Source organism: Streptomyces sp. SYP-A7185, from assembly GCF_046103685.1.
Taxonomy (GTDB): domain Bacteria; phylum Actinomycetota; class Actinomycetes; order Streptomycetales; family Streptomycetaceae; genus Streptomyces.
In genome coordinates, this window is the sequence record NZ_CP122310.1 from 992,770 (window position 1) to 1,018,303 (window position 25,534).

At 70.5% G+C, this 25,534-nt stretch carries 23 protein-coding genes; 11 read left to right on the forward strand and 12 right to left on the reverse strand.

What is annotated here, in order from left to right; genetic code table 11:
• The first annotated feature begins 92 nt into the window (after positions 1-92).
• Both QBL25_RS04250 and QBL25_RS04255 read left to right on the forward strand, forming a co-directional pair.
• Positions 93-2,606, forward strand: coding sequence for a DEAD/DEAH box helicase (locus tag QBL25_RS04250; RefSeq protein ID WP_409055613.1), 2,514 nt, complete (start codon positions 93-95; stop codon positions 2,604-2,606).
• 66 nt (positions 2,607-2,672) lie between these two features.
• Positions 2,673-3,578, forward strand: coding sequence for an acyl-CoA thioesterase (locus QBL25_RS04255; protein WP_409055614.1), 906 nt, complete (start codon positions 2,673-2,675; stop codon positions 3,576-3,578).
• A 127-nt stretch (positions 3,579-3,705) separates the two neighbouring features.
• Here QBL25_RS04255 and QBL25_RS04260 read toward each other — a convergent pair whose 3' ends face one another.
• The 3 genes from QBL25_RS04260 to QBL25_RS04270 all read right to left on the reverse strand — a co-directional run bounded on the left by QBL25_RS04260 (position 3,706) and on the right by QBL25_RS04270 (position 7,700).
• Entirely contained in the window at positions 3,706-4,683 is a 978-nt protein-coding gene (locus QBL25_RS04260; RefSeq protein WP_409055615.1) for a hypothetical protein, read from the reverse strand.
• Positions 4,684-4,766: 83 nt separating this feature from the next.
• A complete protein-coding gene (locus QBL25_RS04265; protein WP_409055616.1) occupies positions 4,767-6,491 on the reverse strand; it encodes a carboxylesterase/lipase family protein in 1,725 nt (574 codons plus the stop codon).
• Between the two features lie 159 nt (positions 6,492-6,650).
• Positions 6,651-7,700 carry a glycosyl hydrolase gene (locus QBL25_RS04270; protein WP_409055617.1) on the reverse strand — a complete coding sequence of 350 codons (1,050 nt, stop codon included), beginning with the start codon at positions 7,698-7,700 and terminating at the stop codon, positions 6,651-6,653.
• Positions 7,701-7,958: 258 nt separating this feature from the next.
• Between QBL25_RS04270 and QBL25_RS04275 the strand changes: the two genes are divergently transcribed.
• The 6 genes from QBL25_RS04275 to QBL25_RS04300 all read left to right on the forward strand — a co-directional run bounded on the left by QBL25_RS04275 (position 7,959) and on the right by QBL25_RS04300 (position 15,277).
• Positions 7,959-9,242, forward strand: coding sequence for an ABC transporter substrate-binding protein (locus QBL25_RS04275; RefSeq protein ID WP_409055618.1), 1,284 nt, complete (start codon positions 7,959-7,961; stop codon positions 9,240-9,242).
• The gene (locus QBL25_RS04280; protein ID WP_409055619.1) at positions 9,242-10,204 is read left to right on the forward strand and encodes a carbohydrate ABC transporter permease; all 963 of its coding nucleotides are present in this window, start codon (positions 9,242-9,244) and stop codon (positions 10,202-10,204) included. The genes QBL25_RS04275 and QBL25_RS04280 overlap by 1 nt, the downstream gene beginning before the upstream one ends.
• Positions 10,205-10,242: 38 nt before the next feature.
• Positions 10,243-11,076, forward strand: a complete 834-nt coding sequence (locus QBL25_RS04285) for a carbohydrate ABC transporter permease (RefSeq protein WP_409055620.1) — start codon at positions 10,243-10,245, stop codon at positions 11,074-11,076.
• Between the two features lie 65 nt (positions 11,077-11,141).
• Entirely contained in the window at positions 11,142-13,565 is a 2,424-nt protein-coding gene (locus QBL25_RS04290) for a glycoside hydrolase family 2 protein (RefSeq protein WP_409055621.1), read from the forward strand.
• Positions 13,562-14,590, forward strand: a complete 1,029-nt coding sequence (locus tag QBL25_RS04295; protein ID WP_409055622.1) for a LacI family DNA-binding transcriptional regulator — start codon at positions 13,562-13,564, stop codon at positions 14,588-14,590. The genes QBL25_RS04290 and QBL25_RS04295 overlap by 4 nt, the downstream gene beginning before the upstream one ends.
• Before the next feature lie 171 nt (positions 14,591-14,761).
• Positions 14,762-15,277, forward strand: a complete 516-nt coding sequence (locus QBL25_RS04300; RefSeq protein ID WP_409055623.1) for a tetratricopeptide repeat protein — start codon at positions 14,762-14,764, stop codon at positions 15,275-15,277.
• 30 nt (positions 15,278-15,307) lie between these two features.
• On the opposite strand, the gene QBL25_RS04305 is transcribed toward QBL25_RS04300, so the two are convergent.
• Together QBL25_RS04305 and QBL25_RS04310 are read right to left on the reverse strand one after the other, a co-directional pair.
• Positions 15,308-16,366: a DUF6397 family protein gene (locus QBL25_RS04305; protein ID WP_409055624.1), complete on the reverse strand. Its 1,059-nt coding sequence runs from the start codon at positions 16,364-16,366 to the stop codon at positions 15,308-15,310.
• Between the two features lie 110 nt (positions 16,367-16,476).
• Positions 16,477-16,890 carry a roadblock/LC7 domain-containing protein gene (locus QBL25_RS04310; protein WP_409055625.1) on the reverse strand — a complete coding sequence of 138 codons (414 nt, stop codon included), beginning with the start codon at positions 16,888-16,890 and terminating at the stop codon, positions 16,477-16,479.
• 93 nt (positions 16,891-16,983) lie between these two features.
• Between QBL25_RS04310 and QBL25_RS04315 the strand changes: the two genes are divergently transcribed.
• A complete protein-coding gene (locus QBL25_RS04315; protein WP_409055626.1) occupies positions 16,984-17,412 on the forward strand; it encodes a PPOX class F420-dependent oxidoreductase in 429 nt (142 codons plus the stop codon).
• Positions 17,413-17,437: 25 nt separating this feature from the next.
• Here QBL25_RS04315 and QBL25_RS04320 read toward each other — a convergent pair whose 3' ends face one another.
• The 5 genes from QBL25_RS04320 to QBL25_RS04340 all read right to left on the reverse strand — a co-directional run bounded on the left by QBL25_RS04320 (position 17,438) and on the right by QBL25_RS04340 (position 22,341).
• Positions 17,438-18,040: a GTP-binding protein gene (locus tag QBL25_RS04320; RefSeq protein WP_409055627.1), complete on the reverse strand. Its 603-nt coding sequence runs from the start codon at positions 18,038-18,040 to the stop codon at positions 17,438-17,440.
• On the reverse strand, positions 18,021-18,434 hold the full coding sequence (locus QBL25_RS04325; RefSeq protein ID WP_409055628.1) for a DUF742 domain-containing protein: 414 nt from the start codon (positions 18,432-18,434) through the stop codon (positions 18,021-18,023). Before QBL25_RS04325 ends, QBL25_RS04320 begins: the two co-directional genes overlap by 20 nt.
• Positions 18,435-18,453: 19 nt before the next feature.
• On the reverse strand, positions 18,454-18,888 hold the full coding sequence (locus QBL25_RS04330) for a roadblock/LC7 domain-containing protein (RefSeq protein ID WP_409055629.1): 435 nt from the start codon (positions 18,886-18,888) through the stop codon (positions 18,454-18,456).
• Complete coding sequence (locus QBL25_RS04335) at positions 18,885-21,455, reverse strand: nitrate- and nitrite sensing domain-containing protein (RefSeq protein WP_409055630.1); 2,571 nt, start codon at positions 21,453-21,455, stop codon at positions 18,885-18,887. Before QBL25_RS04335 ends, QBL25_RS04330 begins: the two co-directional genes overlap by 4 nt.
• Before the next feature lie 112 nt (positions 21,456-21,567).
• On the reverse strand, positions 21,568-22,341 hold the full coding sequence (locus tag QBL25_RS04340) for an MHYT domain-containing protein (protein ID WP_409055631.1): 774 nt from the start codon (positions 22,339-22,341) through the stop codon (positions 21,568-21,570).
• A gap of 151 nt (positions 22,342-22,492) precedes the next feature.
• On the opposite strand from QBL25_RS04340, the gene QBL25_RS04345 reads away from it, so the two are divergent.
• Positions 22,493-23,092, forward strand: coding sequence for a class I SAM-dependent methyltransferase (locus tag QBL25_RS04345; protein ID WP_409055632.1), 600 nt, complete (start codon positions 22,493-22,495; stop codon positions 23,090-23,092).
• Positions 23,093-23,173: 81 nt separating this feature from the next.
• On the opposite strand, the gene QBL25_RS04350 is transcribed toward QBL25_RS04345, so the two are convergent.
• On the reverse strand, positions 23,174-23,929 hold the full coding sequence (locus tag QBL25_RS04350; protein WP_409055633.1) for an alpha/beta fold hydrolase: 756 nt from the start codon (positions 23,927-23,929) through the stop codon (positions 23,174-23,176).
• A gap of 100 nt (positions 23,930-24,029) precedes the next feature.
• On the opposite strand from QBL25_RS04350, the gene QBL25_RS04355 reads away from it, so the two are divergent.
• Positions 24,030-24,551 (forward strand): PadR family transcriptional regulator, encoded by a 522-nt coding sequence (locus QBL25_RS04355; RefSeq protein ID WP_409055634.1) that lies wholly within the window; start codon positions 24,030-24,032, stop codon positions 24,549-24,551.
• Here QBL25_RS04355 and QBL25_RS04360 read toward each other — a convergent pair.
• Positions 24,540-25,445: an oxygenase MpaB family protein gene (locus tag QBL25_RS04360; protein ID WP_409055635.1), complete on the reverse strand. Its 906-nt coding sequence runs from the start codon at positions 25,443-25,445 to the stop codon at positions 24,540-24,542. The genes QBL25_RS04355 and QBL25_RS04360 overlap by 12 nt on opposite strands.
• Positions 25,446-25,534: the final 89 nt, after the last annotated feature.

Sequence of the window (25,534 nt, forward strand, 5' to 3'; positions counted from 1 at the left end):
TGACGCCCCGTTGGCGACACAGCGTAGCGTTCGTGATCTTCGTACGGACCGCCGGTTCCCTGATCGGGTGAGAAGGAAGGCAAGATGGGGGTGTGACACTCATTGATCAGCTGCCGCCGGATGCCGACCCCGATGCCCTCTTCGAAGCCTTCTCCTCGTGGGCCGAGGAGACGGGGATCACTCTCTATCCGGCTCAGGAGGAGGCGCTGATCGAGGTGGTCTCCGGAGCCAACGTGATCTTGTCCACGCCCACCGGCTCCGGAAAGAGCCTGGTCGCGGCGGGTGCGCACTTCACCGCACTGGCCCAGGACAAGGTCACTTTCTATACGGCCCCGATCAAGGCGCTGGTCTCGGAGAAGTTCTTCGACCTGTGCAAGCTCTTCGGCACCGAGAACGTCGGCATGCTGACCGGCGACGCGTCCGTGAACTCCGACGCGCCCGTCATCTGCTGCACCGCCGAGGTCCTCGCGTCCATCGCGCTGCGGGACGGCAAGCACGCCGACATCGGCCAGGTCGTGATGGACGAGTTCCACTTCTACGCCGAGGGCGACCGCGGCTGGGCCTGGCAGATCCCGATCCTCGAACTGCCGCAGGCCCAGTTCATCCTCATGTCCGCCACGCTCGGCGACGTCTCGATGTTCGAGAAGGACCTGACGCGCCGCACCGGCCGCCCCACCTCGGTGGTCCGCTCCGCGACACGCCCGGTCCCCCTCTCGTACGAGTACCGCCTGACGCCGATCACGGAGACGCTCACCGAGCTCCTGGAGACCAAGCAGGCGCCCGTCTACATCGTCCACTTCACGCAGGCACAGGCCGTCGAGCGCGCGCAGTCGCTGATGAGCATCAACATGTGCACGCGGGAGGAGAAGGACAAGATCGCCGACCTGATCGGCAACTTCCGCTTCACCACCAAGTTCGGCCGCAACCTCTCGCGGTACGTGCGCCACGGCATCGGCGTGCACCACGCGGGCATGCTGCCCAAATACCGCCGCCTCGTCGAGAAGCTGGCCCAGGCCGGCCTTCTGAAGGTCATCTGCGGCACGGACACCCTGGGCGTCGGCGTCAACGTCCCGATCCGCACGGTGCTGTTCACCGCCCTGACCAAGTACGACGGCACGCGGGTACGCACCCTGCGCGCCCGGGAGTTCCACCAGATCGCCGGCCGCGCGGGCCGCGCGGGCTTCGACACGGCGGGCCTGGTCGTGGCGCAGGCGCCCGAGCACGTCATCGAGAACGAGAAGGCGCTCAACAAGGCGGGCGACGACCCCAAGAAGCGCCGCAAGGTGGTGCGCAAGAAGGCCCCCGAGGGCTTCGTGGGGTGGACCGAGTCCGGCTTCGAGAAGCTCATCGCCTCCGAGCCCGAGCCGCTGACCTCCCGCTTCCGCGTCACGCACACCATGCTCCTGGCGGTGATCGCCCGCCCGGGCAACGCCTTCGAGGCGATGCGGCATCTGCTTGAGGACAACCACGAGCCGCGCAAGCAGCAGCTGCGCCACATCCGCCGCGCCATCGCCATCTACCGCTCGCTGCTCGACGGCGGCGTGGTCGAGAAGCTGGACGAGCCCGACGCCTCGGGCCGCATCGTGCGCCTGACGGTCGACCTCCAGCAGGACTTCGCACTCAACCAGCCGCTGTCGACGTTCGCTCTGGCGGCCTTCGACCTGCTGGACCAGGAGTCCCCCTCGTACGCCCTGGACATGGTGTCCGTCGTGGAGTCGACGCTCGACGACCCGCGCCAGATCCTGGCCGCCCAGCAGAACAAGGCGCGCGGCGAGGCCGTGGCCCTGATGAAGGCGGACGGCGTCGAGTACGAGGACCGCATGGAGCGGCTCCAGGAGGTCACCTACCCCAAGCCGCTGGAGGAGCTGCTCTTCCACGCCTACAACACCTACAAGACGAGCCACCCGTGGGTCGGCGACCACCCGCTCTCCCCCAAGTCCGTGATCCGCGACATGTACGAACGGGCGCTGTCCTTCACGGAGTTCACGTCCTTCTACGAGCTCGCCCGCACCGAGGGCATCGTCCTGCGCTACCTCGCCGGCGCGTACAAGGCCCTTGAGCACACCATCCCGGACGACCTGAAGTCCGAGGACCTGGAGGACCTCATCGCCTGGCTGGGCGAGATGGTGCGTCAGGTCGACTCCAGCCTCCTCGACGAGTGGGAGCAGCTGGCCAACCCCGAGGTGATGACCGCCGAGGAGGCCCAGGAGCGCGCCGACCAGGTCAAGCCGGTCACCGCCAACGCCCGCGCCTTCCGCGTCCTGGTGCGCAACGCGCTCTTCCGCCGGGTCGAGCTCGCCGCGCTCGACCACGTCGAGGAGCTGGGCGAGCTGGACGCCGACTCCGGCTGGGACGCGGACGCGTGGGGCGCGGCCATGGACAAGTACTGGGACGAGTACGAGGATCTCGGCACCGGTCCCGACGCGCGCGGCCCCAAGCTGCTGCTCATCGAGGAGGACCCGGACCACGGTCTGTGGCGCGTCCGGCAGACGTTCGCCGACCCGAACGGCGACCATGACTGGGGTATCAGCGCGGAGGTCGATCTCGCGGCCTCCGACGAGGAGGGCCGCGCCGTCGTCCGGGTCACCGACGTCGGCCAGCTCTGACGGCTGAACCCTGATCTGACCGCTGATCGCCGTGCGCCTTTCCCGGACAGGAGTCGAGGAACCGCCATGAACAATCCCGCCGACCGTCTTGTCGACCTGCTGGACCTCGAGCAGATCGAACTCAACATCTTCCGTGGCCGCAGCCCGCAGGAGTCCTTGCAGCGGGTGTTCGGCGGGCAGGTCGCCGGGCAGGCCCTGGTGGCCGCGGGGCGCACCACCGAGGGCGAGCGCCCGGTGCACTCGCTGCACGCGTACTTCCTGCGGCCCGGCCGTCCGGGCGTGCCGATCGTCTACCAGGTCGAGCGGGTACGGGACGGGCGCTCCTTCACCACGCGCCGGGTGACCGCGGTCCAGCAGGGCCGCACCATCTTCAACCTGACGGCTTCCTTCCATCAGCCCGAGGAAGGCGCCTTCGAACACCAGCTGCCGCCGCGCATCACGGCTCCCGACCCGGAGACCCTGCCGACGGTCGCCGAGGAGATCACCGAGCATCTGGGTGCGCTCCCCGAGCAGCTGGAGCGCATGGCCCGACGCCAGCCCTTCGACATCCGCTATGTGGACCGGCTGCGCTGGACCGCCGAGGAGATCAAGGACGCGGAGCCGCGCAGCGCGGTCTGGATGCGGGCGGTCGGTCCGCTGGGCGACGATCCCCTCGTCCACACCTGCGCGCTGACGTACGCGAGCGACATGACGCTCCTGGACGCGGTCCGCATCCCGGTGGAGCCGCTGTGGGGCCCGCGCGGCTTCGACATGGCCTCGCTGGACCACGCCATGTGGTTCCACCGTCCCTTCCGCGCCGACGAGTGGTTCCTGTACGACCAGGAGTCCCCGATCGCCACGGGCGGCCGGGGCCTGGCCCGCGGCCGCATCTACGACCTCGAGGGCCGGCTGCTGGTCTCGGTCGTCCAGGAAGGCCTCTTCCGGCCCTACGGCGAGCGCCACATGGACGGGCGGCCCTCACCGCAGGCCTGAGCGAGCGGCGGGCGTCCTGTGAACGGGGCGCCCAGGGCGGCGCGCAGGTCCATGCGGTCGAGCCCCGGTCCGACCTGATCTGACCTGGTCGGAGCCGGTCGGACCTGGTCGGATCTCCGTCCGCGGGTCAGGCCGGCCGTGGCTCCAGGACGGTCACGTGCGGCAGCGAGCGGTGGCGGTGGTGGGCCTCGGCGATCTCCGCGAGCCCGGGGCGGCCCAGTGCGCGGTAGGCCGTCGTGAGGAGTTCCGTGGCGAGCGCCTCGCGGTCCGGGTCTCCCCCTGACGCCCAGTGCAGATCGCGGCCCAGGACCAGCGCCTCGGCCGGGTCGCCCGCCGCGCATCGGCCGCGCGCCTCCCGGACGGCCGCTTCCAGGGCCGCGGGGTCGTCGAACAGGGCGTACAGATGCGTGGCGAACGTGTACGCGTCGGCGCCGTGGTGGGCGGGGCGGCCCAGTGCGGTCTCGCCGGAGACGCGGGCACCCGCGCCGTCCAGCGTCGTGACGCGGCCGGGGTCGACCGGCCGGCGGTTCCAGGCGTACGCCTGGGAGTAGGCGAGGCCTGTCTCTGACCTGTCCCCGGTCTCCAGGGCGGTCAGGGCATCGCGCAGCAAGCCCAGGTCGGCCAGCCGGCCGGACGTGCCCTCCTCCTGCATGTCGTCCGCGAGGTCGCGCCAGGCGAGTTCGATGACCGACCGCAGCGCCTCCAGGGGCGTGGCCGGATGGGTGTCGATGTCACCGCCGTCGTTGTTGTAGTAGGAGGCGACTCCCGTGCAGGTGCGGCCGTCGTCGAACCACAGGCCGAAGTGCAGCCCGTCGGAACCGCCGTGCAGGAAGGTGAGGAACTCCGGCGGATCGCGGTAGTAGCGCCCGTGCACCCGCCCGTCGATGCCGTCACGCGGCAGCAGACCGGGGTCGGCGAACAGGTCCAGGATGCCGGCCGGACTCACCATCAGATCCTGGCGGGCTCGCTCCTCGGCCGGACCGAGAGATCCCAGGAAGTCCCAGAACCGGAAGAGGGAATCGGGCAGTTCGAAACCCCACTCCCGCAGCACGCGCTCTTCGACGGCTGCCCGGTCCACCGGACCCCCTGCCCTGTTCCCGCTCATGAAAGGCCCCGCCTCCGTCGATCCCGTTCCGGCCGGCGCCGTACGCGTGGCGCCTTGCGACAGCCGAGGGTACCCACGCCCGATCACCTCAGTTTGATGAGCCCCCGCTCGTCCCAGAAACCGCAGCGGTGGTCGTCGGCGAAGGTGTGGGTCACCCGGGGACCCGGCAGCTGGAACTGGAGCACCGCAGGTCGGCCCGGGCGGTACGCCGGCCACGCCGCGCTCGGCGCCGGTCTGCCGTCCTCGACGAAGGCACCCCATCGCTCACGCATCTGGCGGGCCAGCTTCCGCTGCCGGGCGTCGAGGCCGGTGAGGAACTTCTCGGAGCCGTCGGAGCGGGTGAACCGGAAGAGGTACTCCAGCTCCGTCGTGTGGTACGCGCCCCAGGCGAAGCCCGGCGTCTCGGCCTCGGCGGGTGCGGTGAAGTCGTTGAACTCGTAGGCGTACACGGCGGTGTGCCGGGCCAGCGCGTTCTCGATCTTCCAGGCACGGCAGACCCGGTCGGTGTCGGAGGCGATGGCGCCTGCCGCGTCGGGGGGTTCCATGGTGGCGTACTGCTCGGCCACTTCGTCCGCGAGGTCCGGGTACGTGCGGTCGATCCATGCCTTGAGCGAGGCGGCGGTGGCGGGCTGGCTGATGCCGGGATAGGGGCGGTTCTCGTCGTGCGTGTTGCCGATGAGCACGGGCACCCGCGTGAACCGGCCCGTCTCGATGGCCCGTTGGGGGTCGTGCGGGAGTGCGGTGCCGCCGATGGTGGGGGTGCCGGGCGGGTCCTGCCGGTCGAGCAGAGCGCTCACGTCCTTGCCGCGCAGGCAGGCGAGCGTCGCGGCCTTGGCCCTGCCCCTCCCACAGCCGACGGCGTCGGCGAAGGCCTCTCCCGCGCGCTCTCTGGGCGCCAGTGCGTCGGCGTTGCAGGCGCCGCTCTGGATGACGGCGCGCCGGAACAGACCGGCGGCCTTCGGCGAGGTGAGGAGTCGGCACACCGCGCGCCCGCCGGCGGACTGGCCCGCCACCGTCACCTTGCGCGGGTCGCCCCCGAACGCCGTGGCGTTCTTCTTCAGCCAGCCGAGTGCGGCGATCTGGTCCTGGAAGCCGAACTGTCCGGAGACCTGGTCGGGTGCGGACGCGGTGAGTTCGGGCAGGGCGAGGAAGCCCAGCCAGCCCAGGCGGTGGTTGACCGTGACCACGACGCTTCCCGTCTCGGCGGCCAGTTTCCGGGCGTCGTACTGGCTGCCGGAGCCGTTGATGCCTCCGCCGCCGAAGATCCAGTACAGCACCGGCGCCTTCCCGGCCCGGGCGGCCGGCGTGTCGGGGCGCCACACGTCCAGGTGGAGACAGTCCTCTGTCTCGGACCGGGGGCCGTTGCTGTTCTCGGTCTGGGGACAGGCGGGGCTGGGGGCACCGGCGTCCCGTACGCCGTTCCAGGTGCGCGGCGGCTGCGGGGGGCGCCAGCGCAGGGGGCCGGTCGGGGCGGCGGCGTAGGGGATCCGGCCGAAGAAGTCGACGTCGGCGTCGTCGGCGGCGGCGGCGTCGGCGAGTCGGCGGCCCTGGACGCGCCCTTGTGCGGTGCGGACCAGGAGCGAGGCGGGGGCGGCAGCAGATCGGGAGGCGGCGGCGCCCGCCGGGGCGTGGGCGGTGCCCGGCGACTGGGCTGCCCGGGTCACCCGGGTCGCGTCGCCCGGGTCCGACGGGGCGGAGGCGGACGGGCCGGACGGCGCGGCGGCCGTGGACAGCGCCATGCCGCACAGCGCGGCAACGGCGGAAAGCAGGCGGCGGCTGCGCGGGAACGGCATGGAGGGGTGTCTCACCTGATCCTCTTCCCTGGTCGGGGGGATGGGCGGGGCAAGGGGGGTGGGCATTGGGAGGTGGGCAAGGGGGTGCGGGACCGGGGTCCGGGCAGGGGGCCCCGGTCCCGCACGAGGGAGGCCGCCGGGCGGCCGGCGGCCGGTTCGGGCGGGGTCAGAGCGTCAGGTGCCCGCGGGACCCGGGGCCGATGCGGTGCGGGGCACCAGGCCACTGCCCCGCGCCGCCGCGGCCGGGAACTTCACCTCGCCCTGGTTGAGGACGCGGGGATGGAAGTAGCAGGCCTGGATCTCGGCGTTGGTGTTGTTCCCCTTCAGCTGCTCCGACCAGATCATGAAGTACGACCAGCGGGTCTGGCTGGTGAGCAGGGCGGCGTCGGGGACCTTGCCCATCTCCGCCAGGGCGATCGGCTTGCCGCCCGCGATGCTCTGCAACTGCTGGTAGTCGGACGAGCTGGGGTAGTTCTTGTACCAGACGTCGAGCGAGGCCACGTCGACGTAGGCGGCCCCGGGGTAGTAGCTGGACCAGCCGCCCTCGGGGTTGTCCTGGACGTTCCACACCCAGATGAGGTTGTCCAGGCCCTTGGCCGCGAGGTAGTCGTGGGTGATCCGGTAGAGCCGTGCGCCGCCGTTCGCGCCCGGCCGGTGGCCCCACCAGTTCCACTGCTCGTTCATCTCGTGCAGCGGCCGGAACAGCACCGGCACGCCGGCCGACTTGAGCTGCTGAAGATAGGGCACGACCTCGTCGAGGCGGCGTTTCCAGGCATTGTTCAGCGCGGTCCCGTCGGTGACGACCTGCGAGAACTGGGCGTCGGTGATGCGCGACTTGACGCCGCCCTCGAACTCGCAGGAACTGCCCATGGTCGGCGGACAGACGTGCCAGGTCAGCGACACGAGCGAGCCGTTGGCCCACTCCGTCTTCGCCTGGTCGATCACCCGCTGCCGGTTGGCGACGTCCGCGGCCCGGAACATCAGGTCCCCGCCCCACAGGCCGGGGTACTGCCCGGTGACGTCCTTGACCTGCTGCGTGTACTGGCCGGGGTTGCTCGCGGGTTCCTTGTTGTGCTGGCCGGACACGATGTTCGAACCCGAGATGGAGCGCAGGTAGTTGATCACCTGCTGCTTGGAGCTGCCGGGGAACGCCTGTGCGTCGGGGGTGAGGCACAGCGCGAGCAGCGCGGCTGCGAGAAACGCGGTGATGCGTTTTCCGTGCATGGGAAAGCCCCTCTGTCGGGGATGCGAGACCGGAGCGTCCCGCGGTCGAGCGCACACTCTGCCCACCGGAGACAACGTTGTCTAGATGCTTGTCAAATTAAGTAAAGGTTCAGTAATGCACTTTCAGTTCGTTGATATTGCACGCAAAAGAAAACTGAACCGGTCTATGGACGAGGTCCTGAATTCCTGTCTAGGTTGTGCGCCAAGGTCAGCGGGCCGCGCCAGAGCCGCCCGCAACTCCCCTGGAGGACAAGGCACATGACACGCAAAACCGCCGTCGCCCTCGTCGGCACCCTCTCCCTGCTCGCCGTGGCGACCGGATGCGGCAAGGGCGGCGATGCGACGGCCGACGACCCCAAGCAACTGACGGTGCTCTCCCAGTACTTGAAGGCGACACCGGGCGGCAAGGTCTTCTACGACGAGGTCGCCGCGTTCTCCAAGGAATCCGGCATCAAGGTCAAGATCGTCGAGGCCGGCGAGGACCTCGACGAGTCCTACGAGACCTCCCTCGCCGCCGACAAGGAGGCGGACGTCGTCTTCGTCAACCTCTTCGACAAGACCCTCGCCTGGACGAAGAACGACGCCACGGTCCCCGTCGACAAATACCTCGACGACTGGGGACTGCGGAACAAGACCGAGCCCCAGGCCCTCAAGGAGTGGACCAACCCCGAAGGCAAGGCGATGGGCTTCCCGTTCGCGGGCTTCTCCTGGCCCGTCTGGTACAACACCGCCCTCCTGAAGAAAGCCGGCGTCGACGACATCCCCACCACCACCGACGAGCTGATCTCCGCGGCGAAGAAGCTGCGCAAGGCGGGCATCCAGCCGATGGCGGTGGGCGGCAACGACTGGAGCGGACAGAAGCTCTTCCTCCAGATATCCCAGTCGTACGTGACGAAGCCGGCGGCCCAGAAACTCGACGCCAAGGGCGGCTACTGCGACTCGGCCGGAGCGATGAAGGGCATCAAGCTCTTCACCCAGCTGCGCGACGCGGGGGTCTTCGCCGACAAGGCCCAGGGGTTCACCTTCGACGCGATGCAAAACCAGTACTACGGCGGCAAGGCCGCGATCATGTCGCAAGGCTCCTGGGCGTTCAGCGAGGTACCGGACAAGGTCAGAAAGACCACCGAACTGGCCGGTCTCCCGCTGCCGCGGGGCTCGGCCTTCGACAAGCCGACCGTGTTCACCGGCTACACCAGCACCGGCTTCTGGATCAGCCCGAACGGCGACAAGAAGCAGGACGCGGTGAAGCAGTTCGTCAGCCACTTCTACCAGCCCGAGGTCGCCGGCCGGTTCGTCGCCGACGCCAGCATCTACCCGGCCGTCAAGCTCGACGCCGAGCACCGCAAGAGCGACGACCCGCTGCTGAACAGCGCCGTCAACGACATCCCCGAGACCACCACCGACGCCCAGCTGCCCGACCTGCACATCCCGGCCGCCGCCAACACCCCCCTCATCCAGGCCACTTCGCTCGCCTTCGGGCCCGGCAAGGACGCCCAGCAGATCTGCGGCGCCCTCGACCAGGCCTACCGCGGGGTCCAGTGATGACCCCGGCACTCACCCGCTCCCACTCCGGCCCGCCCACCGCGAAGGCGCCCGCGCGGCCGGACCCCTCGCCTCCCGTCCGCGCCGCCGTCCGACGTCGGCGGCGCGGACGGGGCCCCGCACTCTTCGCGGTGCCCGCCCTGGCCTGGTACGGCGTGTTCATGCTCGGCCCCGTCGTGGCGATGTTCGTCATCAGCTTCCACGACTGGGCGAGCCTCATCTCGCCGCACGCATTCACCGGGACGGACAACTACCGGCGGATGTTCGACGACCCCGTCTTCTGGGACGCGGTCCACAACACCGTCATCCAACTGGCCGTCGCCCTGCCCCTGATGATCCCGCTCGCCTTCATGCTGGGGTACTACCTCCAGCTCAAGCCACCGGGCCACCGCACTCTGCGCGTCCTGTGCTTCACCCCCGGCCTCCTTTCGATCTCCGCCAAGGCAATGATTTTCGTGGGGATGTTCGCCCCCGAGGGCGGGGTCAACGGCATGCTGGAATCCCTCGGCCTCGGCACGGCGACCACGCCCTGGCTCGCCGACCCCTCGACGGCCCTCGCCACCGTGATCGTCGTCGACGTATGGGGCGGCATCGGCTACACGGCAGTGCTCTTCGCGGCCCGCCTGGCAAGCGTCCCGGAGGCCATGTACGAAGCGGCCGCCCTGGACGGCGCCGGGCATTGGCGCCGGATGTGGCAGGTGGCGTACCCGATCTGCAAGGGCTTCGTGGGCGTCGCCACGATGCTGCAGTTCCTGTGGACCCTCTTCAGCTCCGCCGCCACCGTGCTGATGCTCACCAAGGGCGGCCCCGGCACCTCCTCCACCACCCTGTCCTACCTGATGTACCAACGCGCCTTCCTCCAGCAGGACGTCGGCTACAGCCAGGCCGTCGGCGTCTTCCTCTTCGTCGTCGGACTCATCGGCATGGTCGTCATCCGCCGCTTCCTCCGCCAGAACCACTAGCCAGCGCCCCTGGCCCCACCCACTCCGGAAGGCTGCCCATGGCATCCCGCCGCAGCAGCGGCCCGCTGACCGGCCACATCCTGGCCTGGCTCTACGCCCTGCTCCTCATCCTGCCGCTCTACTACCTCCTCACCACCTCCCTCAAGAACAACCCCGAAGTCTTCGACCACCCCTTCGCCCTGCCCGGCAACTGGCTCGTCGAGAACTTCACCGACGCCTGGGACCTGGCCTCGCTGGGCCCCGCCCTGGGCAACTCCCTGCTCATCACCGCCGGCGCCGAAGCCATCACCCTGGCCCTCGCCTTCCCCGCCGCCTACGGCCTGGCCCGCAGCAGCGGACGCACCGCGGCCGTCATGGAGCGGATCTTCGGCCTCGGCTTCCTCATCCCCGCCTTCGCCGCCCTGGTGCCCACCGTGCTGCTGGCCATCGAGCTGGGCATGTTTCAGATGCAGGCGTTCCTGATCCTCTTCCTGCCCGCCACCGCCCTGCCCCTCTCGGTCATCCTGCTCACCCAGTTCATGCGCACCATCCCGGCCGAACTGGAGGAGAGCGCCATGATGGACGGCGCCGGACGCTGGACGGTCCTGTGGCGCATCTACGTCCCCATGTCGGCACCCGGCGTGATCACCGTGGCGATCCTCAACTTCCTCGGTTTCTGGAACGAATACCTCTTCAGCCTCGTCATCCTCGGCCCGGACCCCGAACTGCGCACCGTCCAGGTCGCGCTGCCCTCCCTCACCTCCGCCACGATGATCCAGTACGGCACCCTCGCCGCCGCCTGCCTCATCACCCTCGCCCCGGTCTACGCCGTGTACATCGCCCTGCAACGCCGCATGGAGAACGCCCTCGTCGACGGGGCCGTCAAGTCATGAGCCCACCGATCGACCCGCACCCGCACGTGCAACACCCCCCGACCGCCTTGAATGGAGCACGGTTCATGAAGGACGTCACCACCCTGACCGAAGGCTGGACCCTGCGGCACGACACCTCCGCGATACCCGCCCAGGTCCCCGGGTGCGTCCACACCGACCTGCTGGCCGCAGGCCGCATCCCCGACCCCTTCCTGAACCAGAACGAACGGCAGGTCGACTGGATCGGCCGCACCGACTGGACCTATGACACCGTGCTCGGCCCGCGCGAGACCTCCCACGAGCGCACCGACCTGGTCTTCGACGGCCTCGACACCGTCGCCGAGATCACCCTGGCCGGGACGGTCATCGGCCGCACCCGCAACATGCACCGCGGCTACCGCTTCGACATCACCCGCCGACTCCCGCAGGCCAACACCGGCGCCGAGACCTCTCTGTCGGTCCACTTCACCTCCGCCTACACCGAGGCGGAAGCCGTACGCCTATCCCTGGGCGACCGCCCCAACTCCTATCCGGAGCCTTTCCAGTTCATCCGCAAGATGGCCTGCTCCTTCGGCTGGGACTGGGGGCCGACCCTGGTCACGGCCGGCATGTGGCGGCCCGTGCGCCTGGAACACTGGTCGACCGCACGGCTCGCCCAGGTCCGCCCGCTGGTCACCGTCGACGGCACCACCGGCCGCGCCGAACTGCGCATCGAGGTCGAACGCACCCGCAGCGGCCCGCTCACCGCCCGCGCCCACATCGGCGAGCACACCGCGACCGTCACCTTCGAGGGCGACAGCGCCACCCTGACCGTCGAGGTACCGGACGTGGACCTGTGGTGGCCCCGCGGATACGGCGAGCAGATCCTGCACGAGACCCAGCTCCAGCTGCTCGACGAAGCAGGGCAGAACCTCGACCGCTGGGAGCGCAAGCTCGGCTTCCGCACCGTCACCCTCGACACCACGCCCGACGAACACGGCACCGGCTTCACCTTGGCCGTCAACGGCGAGCGGCTCTTCGCCCGCGGAGTCAACTGGATCCCGGACGACGTCTTCCCCTCCCGCGTGACCCCCGAGCGCTATCGCACCCGTCTCACCCAGGCCGCCGACGCGGGAATCGACCTCATCCGCATCTGGGGCGGCGGCATCTACGAGGCCGACGCCTTCTACGACCTCTGCGACGAACTGGGCCTCATGGTCTGGCAGGACTTCCTCTTCGCCTGCGCCGCCTACCCGGAGGAACAGCCCCTGCGCTCCGAGATCGAGGCCGAGGCCCGCGAGAACGTCACCCGTCTCATGCCCCACCCCTCCCTGGTCCTGTGGAACGGGAACAACGAAAACCTCTGGGGCTTTCGCGACTGGCAGTGGGAGGAACAACTCGCCGGCGAGTCCTGGGGCGAGGGCTACTACCTGGGCCTGCTCCCCCGCATCGTCGCCGAGACCGACCCCACCCGCCCCTACTGGGCCGGCAGCCCCTGGTCCGGAACCTGGGACCACCACCCGAACGACCCCCGCCACGGCACCACGCACTCCTGGGAGGTGTGGAACCGCACCGACTACACCGACTACCTCGACACCGTGCCCCGCTTCGTCGCCGAGTTCGGCTGGCAAGCGCCGCCCGCCCACACCACCGTGCGACGCGCCCTGCCCGGCGAGCAGCTGCGGCCCGACTCGCCCGGCATGCTCCACCACCAAAAGGCCGACGACGGAAACGGCAAGCTGAACCGCGGACTCGAGCACCACTTCGCCCTCCCCGACGACTTCGACCGCTGGCACTACCTCACCCAGGTCAACCAGGCCCGCGCCATCGCCACCGGGATCGAACACTGGCGCTCCCACTGGCCGCGCTGCGCGGGCACCGTCGTCTGGCAGCTCAACGACTGCTGGCCGGTCACCTCCTGGTCCGCCATCGACGGCGACGGCCGCCTCAAGCCCCTGTACCACGAGCTGCGCCGCCTCTACGCGGACCGCCTGCTCACCGTCCAGACCCGGGCCGGCCGCCCCGTCGTGGCCGCCGTCAACCAGTCCGCCGCGTCCTGGGCCATCGACGTCCGGCTGCGGCGGATGACGGCGGACGGACGCACCCTGGCCGAGACGACCGTCCTGGTGTGGGCCGCGGAGCGATCCGTCGCCTGCGTGGAGATCCCCGACGACCTGCTGCCCGATGCCGGGGCGGGCAAGGAACTCCTGATCGCCGACGCGGACGGACTGCGCGCCGTACACCTTCCCGTGCCGGACAAGGACTTCGCCTACCCCGTTCCCGCCTTCGAGCTGGACGTGGTCCGGCACGAGGATAGGGTCGACGTCGTGGTGACTGCCCGCACGCTCCTGCGTGACCTGCTGCTCCAGGCCGACCGGCTCGCGCCGACGGCCACGGCGGACCAAGGCCTGGTGACCCTGCTGCCCGGCGAGAGCGTGACGATCGGCGTACGCGGCTGGAGCCCCGACCCCGATGGCACCGATCACCTCGCCACGGTCACGGCAGCCCTGTTCGCGGTGGAGCCCGCATGAGCGAACCGAGACTGACCATCCGGGACGTCGCCGCCCGTGCCGGGGTGTCACGAGCGGCCGTTTCGCTGGCGTTCAACAACAAGCCGGGCGTGTCGGAGGCGACACGGGCCCGCATCCTGGAGGTCGCCCAGTCGATGGGCTGGGAACCGAACCGCTCGGCACGCGCCCTCAACAAGCAGGGAACGGGCACGATCGGGCTCGCGATCAGCCGCCCCGCACGCCAACTCGGCCTCGAACCCTTCTACATGGAGTTCATCTCCGGCCTGGAAAGCGTCCTGTCCGACCAGTCGAGCGCGCTGCTCCTGCGCCTGGTGAAGAGCCTGGACGAGGAGATCGAGCTCCAGCGGCACTGGTGGCGCTCCGGGCAGATCGCCGGCTCGATCCTGGTCGACTTCCGTGAGCACGATCCGCGCGTCCCCGTGCTCTCCCAGCTGGGGATGCCCGTGGTCGCCGTCGCCCACCCCTCGCTCACCGGACCGTTCACCTCGCTGTGGACCGACGACACCACCGCCGTCACCGAAGCGGTGCGCTATCTCGCGGCCTTGGGGCATCGAACCATCGCCCGGGTCGGCGGCACCGCCGAGCTGGGCCACAGCGTCATCCGCGGCGCCGCCTTCACCGCGGCCATGACCGACCTGGGCCTGCCCGCGGGCCGTCAGCTGGCCACGGACTTCTCCGGGGAAGCGGGCGCCCGAGCCACACGCTCGCTGCTCACCGCGGCCGAGCGCCCCACGGCGATCATCTACGACAACGACCTCATGGCGGTGGCCGGCCTGTCCGTAGCCGCCGAGATGGGTCTGCGGGTGCCCGCCGACATCTCCCTGCTGGCCTGGGACGACTCGCAGTTGTGCAAACTGACCCATCCCACGCTCTCCGCGATGAGCCACGACATCCACGCCTTCGGAGCGGATGTCGCCCGGACCCTCTACGAGGTCTTGTCCGGCGGGCGCGTGGCACCCCACCAGGTGCCCACCCCCACCCTGACTCCCCGGGGTTCCACGGGCCCGCCCCCGGTGCGTCCCTAGGGACGGCGCGTGCGGAGTGCGCGAGTGGTGCGGGGTGCGGGCCGTGGGCGTGTACGAGGTGTCCGGGGTGTGCGAGTCGCGGGGGACTCGTTTCAGGCAGGATGACATGGGTGCCTCCGATCGTTTCGGGGAGGGCGCGAAGTCGGGTACGGCCGAGAGAGGAAACAGGCGTTGACGAGGGACGAGGACGTGGTGGGGCAGCGTGAGCGCTTGCTGGCCGAGGCCGTGCGGCTCCGTGAGGGCGGTCGACGCGAGGAGGCCCGGGAGCGGCTGGTCGCCCTGTGCGAGCAGTTCCCTTCGGACGCCGAGGTGGCCTACCAGACGGCCTGGGTGCACGACGCACTCGGCCTGGAGGCCGAGGCGGTGCCGCACTACGTCCGCGCGGTCGAGTCCGCGGGCCTTTCTCCTGATGACCGCCGGGGCGCGCTGCTGGGTCTGGGCAGTACCTATCGCGTCCTGGGCCGCTATCCCGAAGCCGTGGCGGTCCTGAGCGACGCGGTGGCGGAGTTTCCCGACGATGCCGCGCTCAAGACGTTCCTGGCCATGGCTCTCTACAACACCGGCCGGGCGCACGACGCGATGGAGATCCTGCTGACCTTGCTCGCCACCACGAGCCAGGACCCGGGCCTCGCCGTCTACCGCCCCGCGATCGAGCACTACGCCAAGGACCTGGACACCACGGTGTAGCGAAGCGACCCGCGGGGGGCGAGTTTTGCCCTACGCTCCCCGGCGGCGCATCCACTTGAGCAGACCTCTCGGCTCCGGCGCCCGCCCAGCCCCGTCGCCATCGCCATCGTCGTCGGACAAGACGGCGGCGGACGCCTCGCGAAGTGACGCCGAGTGCGGGCTCGGCTCGGCTTCGAGATCCCGGCGCGGGGCGGGGGCGGTTTCGGGCGCCGTCGGCACCGTCTGCATCGGATGGGACTCGGACTTCGGCGCGGGTCGCGGCGCCGGGCGCTGTCCTCGGGCCTGCGAGAGGCCGATGGTGAGATGGGCCCGGAGCCAGCGGATCTCGTCCGGGTCGTCCGCCGTCATGATCTTCTGGACGATCCGTCCCGCCGGTGTCTCCGAGGTGCCCTGGCCGAAAGCCTCGGGCATGAGCCTTCGCATGTAGGCGCGTTCGTACGGATCCTTGATGATCTCCGCGATCTGGACCGGGTCGAGCAGTGCGGCCACGATCGCGGCGCGCTCCCAGGGATCGTCGGACTGCCGCAGCAGCGCCCCCGCCTGGCGGCCTCGCCAGTTCCGTGCCCGGCGGTCGATGCCCGCGTCCAGCTGGGCGCGGATCGGGGCGGGGGCTCGACCGGTGAGCAGGCCGGCGTGGGCCTCGGCCTCGGCGAAGCGCTTCAGTTCTTCGGCCAGATACAGCCAGACCACCGCGCGATAGCGGTTCAGATAGACCTTCACCGGGACGATGAAGCCGGCCCGTGAGAGGCGGGTGAACCGGGCCGTGGAGATGCCCATGAGAGCCGCGCCCTCCGTGTTCCCCACGGCCCTGACGCGCTCCAGCCACGCCTCGGGAAAACCCTTTCCCGCACGGACGCGCTCGATCTCCTCGTGTGTGACGCGGCGCCGACCGCCGGCCGAGTCACTGATGGTGCGGACGTGCCCCAGCAGCACGGCGAGCTCGAACTCGCCGCGTTTCACGCCCAGTTCCCGGGCTGCGCGGCCCGGCGTGACCGACGTCCCCACGGCCGTGTCGACGCTCTCCACTGCCGTGGCGACCGTCCCCGTTACCGTGTCCGCGCTGTCCTGCGTGATCGTGTGACCTGTCATGGTGGTTCTCCCCCGTGAGGCGTCTTTGCTCTCGGGAAAAACCGTAGCGCGATCACCGCAACTCGCGTCGAGCCTGTGGATAACTCTCGCCGGGCCCGCGTTTCCGCTGGTCAGACGTCCACGACCGGGGTCCGTTCCGGCTGGCGGGCGCCGACGCCGAGGTGTTCGCCGACTCGGTTGACGAGGAGTGTCATCTCGTACGCGACCTGACCGATGTCCGCTTCCGCGGAGCTGAGGACGCACAGGCAACTGCCGTCGCCGGCCGCGGTGACGAACAGCACCGCGTCGTCGAACTCGATCATCGTCTGGCGCACGCTGCCCGCCCGGAAGTGCCGCCCCGAGCCCTTGGCCAGACTGTGCAGCCCCGACGAGACCGCCGCCAGATGTTCCGCGTCCTCGCGCTTCAGTTCCGAGCTCGCACCGGTCACGAGGCCGTCGTTGGACAGCACCAGAGCGTGCCGCACGGGCTCCATGCGTTTGGTCAAGTCGTCGAGCAGCCAGCCGAGGCCCGTGTTCTGCGCCATGTTCCCGTCTCCCCGCCTTCTGTTCCCCCTGCCTGGAGGAACTGACCTGCCAGCCTTCCCCACCATCGGCCCCCCGGCAAGCATGATGAGGACATGGCACAGAAGATGACCGAGGACCAGTGGCGGGCGTTCGTCTCAAAGGGCACCCGAACCGCGAAACTGTCGACCGTTCGGGCAGACGGAAGCCCCCATATCGCCCCAATCTGGTTCCTGCTGGACGGGGACGAGCTGGTGTTCAACACCGGGGCGGAAACCGTCAAGGGGCGGAATCTGGCGCGAGACGGGCGTGTCGCCCTATGTGTGGACGACGACAAGCCTCCGTTCGCGTTCGTGGTCCTGCAGGGACAGGCACGGCTGAGCGACGACCTCGACGAGGTGCGCCACTGGGCCGGCCGGCTCGGCGCGCGCTACATGGGCGAGGGGCGCGCCGAGGAGTTCGGCGAGCGCAACGGCGTACCGGGCGAGCTGCTGGTACGCGTCAAGATCGACAAGGTGATCGCGCAGGGCGCGGTCGCCGACTGACGGCGCCTCGCTCCCGCGACCCGCTTCAGCCCACCGTGTCGAGCAGCCGGGCGGTATGCATCCGCCCGGCGTACTCGACCAGGCGTATCAGCACCTCCTTTCCCGAATCGCGGTCCCGTGCGTCACACAGCACCACGGGGGTGCCGCGGTCGAGGTCCAGGGCCCGTGACACTTCATGTGCACCGTACGTACGCGCGGTCGCGAAGCAGTTGACGGCCACCACGAACGGGATGTGCCGGTGCTCGAAGTAGTCGACGGCGGGGAAGCAGTCCTCGAGCCGCCGGGTGTCCGCGAGGACGACGGCACCGAGCGCGCCCTGGGACAACTCGTCCCACAGGAACCAGAAGCGGTCCTGGCCCGGCGTACCGAAGAGGTACAGCGACAGGCCCGACCTGATGGTGATGCGGCCGAAGTCCATGGCGACGGTCGTCGTGGTCTTGCGGTCGACTCCGCCGGTGTCGTCCACCGACTGGCCCGCCTCGCTGAGGAGTTCCTCGGTGCGCAGCGGGCGGATCTCGCTGACCGCGCCGACCAGGGTGGTCTTGCCCACCCCGAAGCCGCCCGCGACCAGAATCTTCAGTGCCATGGCGGTGGTGTCGCCGTCGGCATCAGAGTGCTCGGAGCCCATCGATCACCTCTCGCAGGATGTTCTCGTCGGGAAGTTGTGCGGGTGGCACGGGTCGGTCCACCTTCACGCAGCCCATTTCCAGCAGGTCGCCGAGCAGTACGCGGACCACGCCCACGGGCAGATCGGCGTCGGCCGCCAGCTCGGCGACCGACTGGGTCTCGATGCGGCACAGTTCGATGAGGGACCGGTGTTCCGGGCCGAGAGCGGTGTCGTCTCCGGGGCCCGGGGCGTTGCGGTCCAGCGTGACGAGGGCGATCAGGTCGAACCGCACTCCGCTGGGGCCCGGTTGGGTCCGTCCGCCCGTCATCGCATAGGGGCGGACCAGTGGTCCGGCCTCGTTGTCGTACCACTGGCTGCCCGCGTCGCGCGCGGCGCCGCTTCTGTCCTCGGTCATCTGCGTCGACCGCCCTGGGTCAGCCGACGACCGGTGGCGGCGACGCGAAACGCGAGGGCAGGTAGAGATGCTCGCCCACCCGTTTGACCAGGCGCGCCATCTCGTAGGCGACCAAGCCGATGTCGGCGGTGACGGAGCTGAGGACGGCCAGGCAGGAGCCGTCGCCCGCAGCCGCCACGAACAGGAAGCCGTCGTCCATCTCCACCATGGTCTGCCGCACTCCCCCGGCTCCGAAGTGCCGTCCGGCGCCCTTGGCGAGGCTGTGGAATCCGGAGGCGACCGCGGCAAGGTGTTCGGCGTCTTCCCGGGTGAGGGCAGTGGAGGCGCCGACGGCGAGGCCGTCGTTGGAGAGCACCACGGCGTGCCGCACCTCGCCGACGCGCAGCACCAAGTCGTCGAGCAGCCAGTCGAGTTCGCCGGACCGGCCGGCGGTGACGCTCTGGTCCTGGATCATGAGTGATCTCCTTCGGTGCTGTCGCTGGCCGGTGCGGGCCCCGGGGGGTCGGGGACCGCGCCGACGATGCCCGGCCGTCGGCCGCCGCCGCGGGTCCAGCCGTCGCGGTAGGCGGTCATGCGGTCGCGTACCGCTTCGGGGCTGCGTTCGGTCTCTGCGCGGACGTCCACGGATCCGCTGGCGCCGGGGTGGGGGCGCTCGCGCAGCTGGGGGGCCAGGTGGGTCTGGCGCACTCGGCGCGGGAGATCGTCCGACGGCTCGGGGGTCCTGACGGGTTCCGCGTTCGGGCGTTCGGGTTCCGGGCCCGGGGGGTTGTGCGGGCGCAGGGTGGTGACGCCCGGGGGCGTCGCCGCCGTGCTCTGTGTCGTCGCGGCCAGCGCGGGGCGGGCGGCCTGGGCGGGCACGGAGTTGCCGTTCATCGGTACGGCGTCGGGTACGCGCGCGTGCCCGATCTGTTCGCGGTCACGTTCCATGGTGTGGGCTCCGGGACTTTCCGGCGTGGTGCTCTGCAGCAGTGCGGTGGGCAGGAGGACGACCGCGGTGGTACCGCCGTAGGGGGACGTACTGAGGTGCACTTTGATCCCGTGTCGTGCGGCGAGCCTGCTGACGACGAAGAGGCCCAGCTGGTCGCTGTCGAACAGATCGAGCGCTTGGGACTGCTCGATGCGGTGGTTGGCCTCGGCCAGGCTCTCCGGGCCCATGCCGAGACCGCGGTCCTCGATCTCCAGGGCGTAGCCGTTGCCGACCGGTTCGCCGTTGACCCGCACCTTGGTGTGGGGCGGGGAGAACTGGGCGGCGTTCTCGACCAGTTCGGCCAAGAGGTGGGTGAGGTCGGCGACGGCCGTGCCGGCGACGGCGGCGGTGGGAAGTTGGCGTACCTCCACGCGCGCGTAGTCCTCGATTTCGGAGACGGCCGCACGCACGACGTTGGTCAGGGAGATGGGCAGGCGCCAGGCGCGCCCGGGTGCGGCTCCGGAGAGGATGATCAGGCTCTCGGCGTGTCGCCTCATGCGGGTGGTGAGGTGGTCGAGGCGGAAGAGGTCACTGAGTTCGTCCGGGTCGTCCGACCTGCGTTCCATGCTGTCGAGGAGACTGAGCTGGCGGTGGACGAGGACCTGGCTCCGGCGGGCGAGGTTGACGAAGACGCCCGAGATGCCGCTGGCGAGTTCGGCGCGCTCGATGGCGGCGTGCAGGGCGGCTCGGTGCACCGTGCCAAGGGCCTCGGAGACCTGTCCCGTCTCGTCTTCCGCGGGCGCTCCTGGTGGCGCTTCGGCGTGGATGTCGATCTCCTCGCCCGCCCGTAGCCTGCGCATGGCGTGCGGGAGTTTGTGGCGGGCGATCTCCAGAGCGCCGTTGCGCAGGCTGACCAGTTCGACGACCAGGCCGCGCCCGATGCGTACGGAGATGACCAGCGAGGCGGCCACGGCCACGAGTCCGAGCAGCACGGCGGCGCCCGCCGAGGTGAGCAGTCCGCGGGTGAAGGGGTCGGCCCGGTCGACGGCGCCGCGGCCCGCGCCGGCGTCGATGGCGCGCAGCTCGTCCCGTACGACCGCGTGGGAGCCGTCCCACTTCGCGGCCGATGACGCTTCGGCGGCTTCGCTGCCCGGCGGCGCGAGGAGCACCTTGTCCTCGACGGCGCGCACGTCGGCGTACGCGCTGCCCTCAACGAGGCTCTGCCAGGCCGCTCGTTCGGGTCCGCGCAGGTCCGCCGCCGCATTGGCCAGGGTCCGCCGGGTCTCCACGGCGCCGGTGAACTGCCGCAGTCGCTCGCCGTCGAGGGAGCCGTCGAGCCGGGCGCTGGACAGGAGGGCGTTCTCGCGCGCCAGCATCTCGGCGGACCAGGAGAATTCGAGCAGCACGCGCGCGTCGGAACCCGCTTCGGCCTCCTGGATGCCGGTGAGCGCGCCGCCGACCCCGAAGGCGTCCGCGATGGTCTTGGTGTACTGGCCGTAGGTCGCGTCCCAGCCGGTGCTCCCGTCGAGCACGTCGGCCCGTAGCGTGCGCAAGCCCTCGGCGGCCGAGACGAACGTTTCGAGCCTGGAGGCCACACCGGCGGGCAGATCGGCGCCCTCGGCGACCGTCCGGCCCTCGCCCCGGCGCAATTTCGCCACCGCGCGGTCCGTGCGGTCCGCCTGCCTCTTGAGTGCGCTGCCTGCGTCGGGCGCGGGTCGGGTCGCGTGGCGCACGGCGGTCACGCGCTCGGCCTGCAGTGCGGCGACGGCGGTGGCGACGGGGCCGCGCACCTGCGTGTCGACGCGCTGTACCTGCCGCAGGTGCGCCACGTCCTGGGCCGTGCTCACCGTGGCGTACCCCCACAACCCCAGCAGGGAGACGACCGGCACCATCAGCAGGCACACGATCTTGGCTCGTACGGTGCGGGGGCGCAGCCGCTTCGCGCGCTCACGCGCCGCGGGGATGGCCGGCGCTTCGGGCTCCGAGGCGGCTGGCGCGGCGGGCCGTTCGTCGGCGGGCGGTCCCGCGTGCGCGCGTCGACCGCGTGCCGGGGCCCCGGGCTGCGGCGGCGCTGTGCCGTCGGCCGGGTCGGGGGTCCTACGGGGTGTGCGCATGGCCTCCTCGCTCGGTGAGATGTCGGGGTGCGTCCGCCCGGCTGTGGCGGGTGACCGGGGCCGGGCGGCCGGGACCGGGCCCGGGCCCGGGTGACCGGGCCCGGGGGCGCCGCTATCCGGCGGCGCCCTCCGCCGGACGCTGAGCGGCCACGGAGGCCTCGCGCTCCCCCGTGGTGGGGGAGAGCGCGACGAATGCCGAGGTCAAGAAGAGGTAGGAGCCGAGTCCGACCGCGAGGGGGAAGATGAACTGCATGGTCGTCGCGCCGGTCAGGGCCGCGCCCGGCTCGGTGACCCGCACGCTGACGGCCAGCATTCCGGTGTAGTGCATGCTGCTCACCGCCCCGCCCATGACGAGGGACGCGCCGGCGACGGCGAGCGGCGACTTGATGTTGAGTGCCGCCCACAGGGCGGCGGTCGCGGCGACGACGGCGATGACGACGGAGAGGCCGACCAGAACGGGGTCGTAGCGCACGTCGCCGTGCAGCCGCAGCGCGGCCATGCCCAGGTAGTGCATGCTCGCCACGCCGAGCCCGGTGGTGAGCCCGCCGAGTGCGAGCGCGCGCCCGCGGTCATGCCCGTAGCCGACGGCGAAGACGCCGCCGCCGACGACGGCCATCGCGACGACGAGACTCAGGATCGTGAGGGGCACGTTGTAGTGGATCTCGGTACCGGTGACACCGAAGCCGAGCATGGCCACGAAGTGCATGGTCCAGATGCCCGTGCCGATGGCGGAGGCCGCGGTGATGAGCCAGTTCCGGCGTGACGTGCCCGTGGCGCCGAGCGCACGGACGGTGCAGCGCAGCCCGAGGGCGGCGCCGATGCAGGCCATCGCGTACGACAGCACGGGGGTCAGCCAGCCGAAGGTGGCGTGGTCCAGGTGTCCCATGGCTCCGGGACGCTAGTCCGGGCAGGGGCGCACAACGGGGGCGCAGTTCGAAAGGTGTTGGAAGATGACAGAGACGGGACCTTGAACGATCGCGTCACGCTCGAACGTGTGCCCCCAACGCGCATGCGAGTCGTTGCGCAATCATGGCCACATGAGCGACGACCACACGCGTGTCCGTGATTTCTTCTCCGCCCGAGCGGCCGACTGGGACAACCGTTTCCCCGATGACGGGCCCGCCTACCGGGCCGCCGCGTCCGCACTCGGCCTGCGCCCGGGCGACCGCGTCCTGGACGCCGGCTGCGGCACCGGGCGCGCACTGCCCGCGCTCAGGGAGGTCGTGGGGCCCGCCGGGATCGTCCTGGGCGCCGATCTGACGCCCGCCATGCTGAAGGCGGCCACCGACGCGGGCAGGGACCGTGCCGGGCAACTCCTGCTCGCGGACGTGACCCGGCTTCCGGTGCGCGACGCATCGCTCGATGCCGTGTTCGGCGCGGGCCTGATCTCGCATCTGCCCGATCCGGCACAGAACCTGCGGGAGTTGCGGCGCGTCGTGCGTCCCGGAGGGGTCCTCGCCCTCTTCCACCCCATCGGGCGGGCGGCGCTCGCGGCGCGACAGGGCCGCCAGATCACGGCGGACGACCTGCGGGCCGAGGCGAACCTGCGCCCGCTGCTCGCCGGCGCGGGCTGGCAGCTGACGTCGTACGTGGACGAGGACGCGCGATTCCTGGCCCTGGCCGTTCGGGAGGGCTAGACCGTTTCCTGGATCGGATCCGGCAGCGACCCGGCCAGCCCCTGACGACCCTCAACGGTCCGGCCCGAACGATCGTGACGGTCACGGGCGGCCGGCGACGGCCGTGGCGAACGCCTCCGGGTTGTCGAACATGACGTTGTGCCCCGCTTCCGGCACGCTCACCACGCGTACCCCGGCGGCGGCCAACTCGTCCGCTCCCTGGAGTTGCCCGCTTCGGGCGCCCTGCACGTAGACGCGCTCCATGGGCAGCTTCAGGAGCATCGCGCGCATCGTGGGCCGTGTCCCTCTCACCAGTGCGCTCGCGCTGCGATGCAGGGCACGGGCATCGGCGAGTCGCATGGTGGCCGCCCACAGGGGGCCGACCTTGTCGAGCACGCGCGCGTGGCCGTCGGTCACGAAGTCCTCCTCCTCGTAGGCCGCGATCGCGCTGCTGCCCGCCGTCGCGCCCGGGTCGGGGTCGAGGTTCGCCTCGGTGAGGACGAGGCGTGACACCAGGTCGCCGCGGAGGTGGGCGAGCACGATGGCGACGGATCCGCCCATGCTGTGCGCGACGATCTCGGCCCCGGTCACCTGGGCCGCGTCCAGCGCCGCGGCCAGGGCGTTGGCGTGATCCTCCAGCGCGTACCCGAAGTCCGCCGGCCGGTCACTGATGCCGTGACCAGGCAGGTCGACGAACAGCGAACGCCGTCCGGCCAGTTCGGGCCTGGCCGCGATGTGCGCGTGATAGACGCTCGACGCCGCACCCAGGCCGTGCACATAGACCCGCGCGGGGCCGACTCCTTCGCTCTCCGTCCAGCGGATACAGCTGCCGTGCGCGTCGAACCGTGCCTGCCGCATCGCCCCTCCCCCTCTTCGGCTGCTCTTCCCGACCGAGAATACATCGCTCACGATGTATTCCGCCTAGGAGGTACACCGCCGGTGCGGCAGAATGCACGTCATGCTCGAACTGGCCATCCTCGGATTCCTCTGCGACACGCCCCTGCACGGCTACGAGCTGCGCAAGCGCATCACCGCACTGACCGGACACGTGCGCCCGGTAGCGGAGAGCACGCTGTACCCGGCCATCAAACGACTGGAGAAGGCGGGCCTGCTGGCCCGCGAGACGCAGCCCGGCTCGGTGGCGGCCCCGCGCCATGTCCTCAGCCTCACCCCGGAGGGCAGGAGCGAGCTGCGGCGCAGGCTCACGGAACCGCAGCAGGCCGACATCACCGATGAGAACCGCTGGTTCACGGTTCTGGCCTTTCTCCGCCACCTCGACGACAAGGCGGCCCAAGCCGCGGTGCTCGACCGCCGTCTGGCGTTCCTGGAGGAGCCGGCCAGCTTCTTCTACGAGGGCGAGCAGCCGCTGCGCGCCGAGGACCTGGACGATCCGTTCCGGCGCGGCATCCTCACCATCGCCCGCGCCACCAGCCGTGCGGAACTCGCCTGGCTGCGGACGACACTGAGCTCACTGCGCTGACGAGGCCGCGGACTGGTCCGTGTGGATCACCGGGCAGCCCCCGGCGCCGGGCACCGGGAACGTGCCCAGCTCGCCGACCCGATACCCCGTCGGATATCCCTTGATCTCCCGGTTCTGCCGGGCGTAGTGCGCAGCGCGCCGTGGCGGCAGCAGGCGCACGGCACGGCCGCGCAGCCGCACCGCGCGCCTGACCAGCACGCGGGTGGCGGGATGGGGCGGCTCGTAGCGGAAGGCACGCAGGAGGGGGTCGTCGAGCAGGGCGAGGGTGGAGGTGCGCAACAGGGGCGCCAGAGGACGCGGGTACCAGGAGGCCATGAGAGCCAGGGTCGCGTCGGAGACCTTGCGCGCGCCTTCGTCCCACCCGAAGTGGGCCTCTTCGTAGGCGTCGAGACACTCTTCGAAGGCGTCGTAGGACTCCGGGATGTCCTGGATCCCCATGTGACGGCCCAGGGTGCGGTAGTAGACGGCGGCCGCGGTCGCCTCGTGGCGCGACAGTCTGCGCCACCCGTAGGCATCGATCCAGCGCTTGGGCACCACCACGAACGTGGACAGCACATAGCGCATGTCGTCGTTGCTGATGGCGTAGCTGCGGTGCATCTGGTTGATGCGGCGGATCGCGGTGCGGCCCTCGTCCGTGCCGAATCCGTGTTCGACGACGGTGTCCAGGAGCAGGGCCGTGTCGTCGTATCGCTTCTGCGGGCGCTCCGTCAGTTCCGCCGTCTGGGCGAGGAGCCGGCCGATGCTGGGAACGGCGTACGTGCGGTAGAGCGCGAGCTCGAGAGCGCGGGTGTAGTCCCAGGGAAACTCGTAGGTCGCGCTGAGCCGGTAGATGGTCAGGGCGTCCTTCTCGGGGTCCAGACGCCGGATCTCCTTGAGGCGGTCATAGCGCTTCACCGCACGGTCCCCCTTCTGTCGCCGGAGCTCCAACTCTACTTTGGAGTAGAGAAGATGAGAGATCGTCAGCGGCAACCACAACCGGGGGA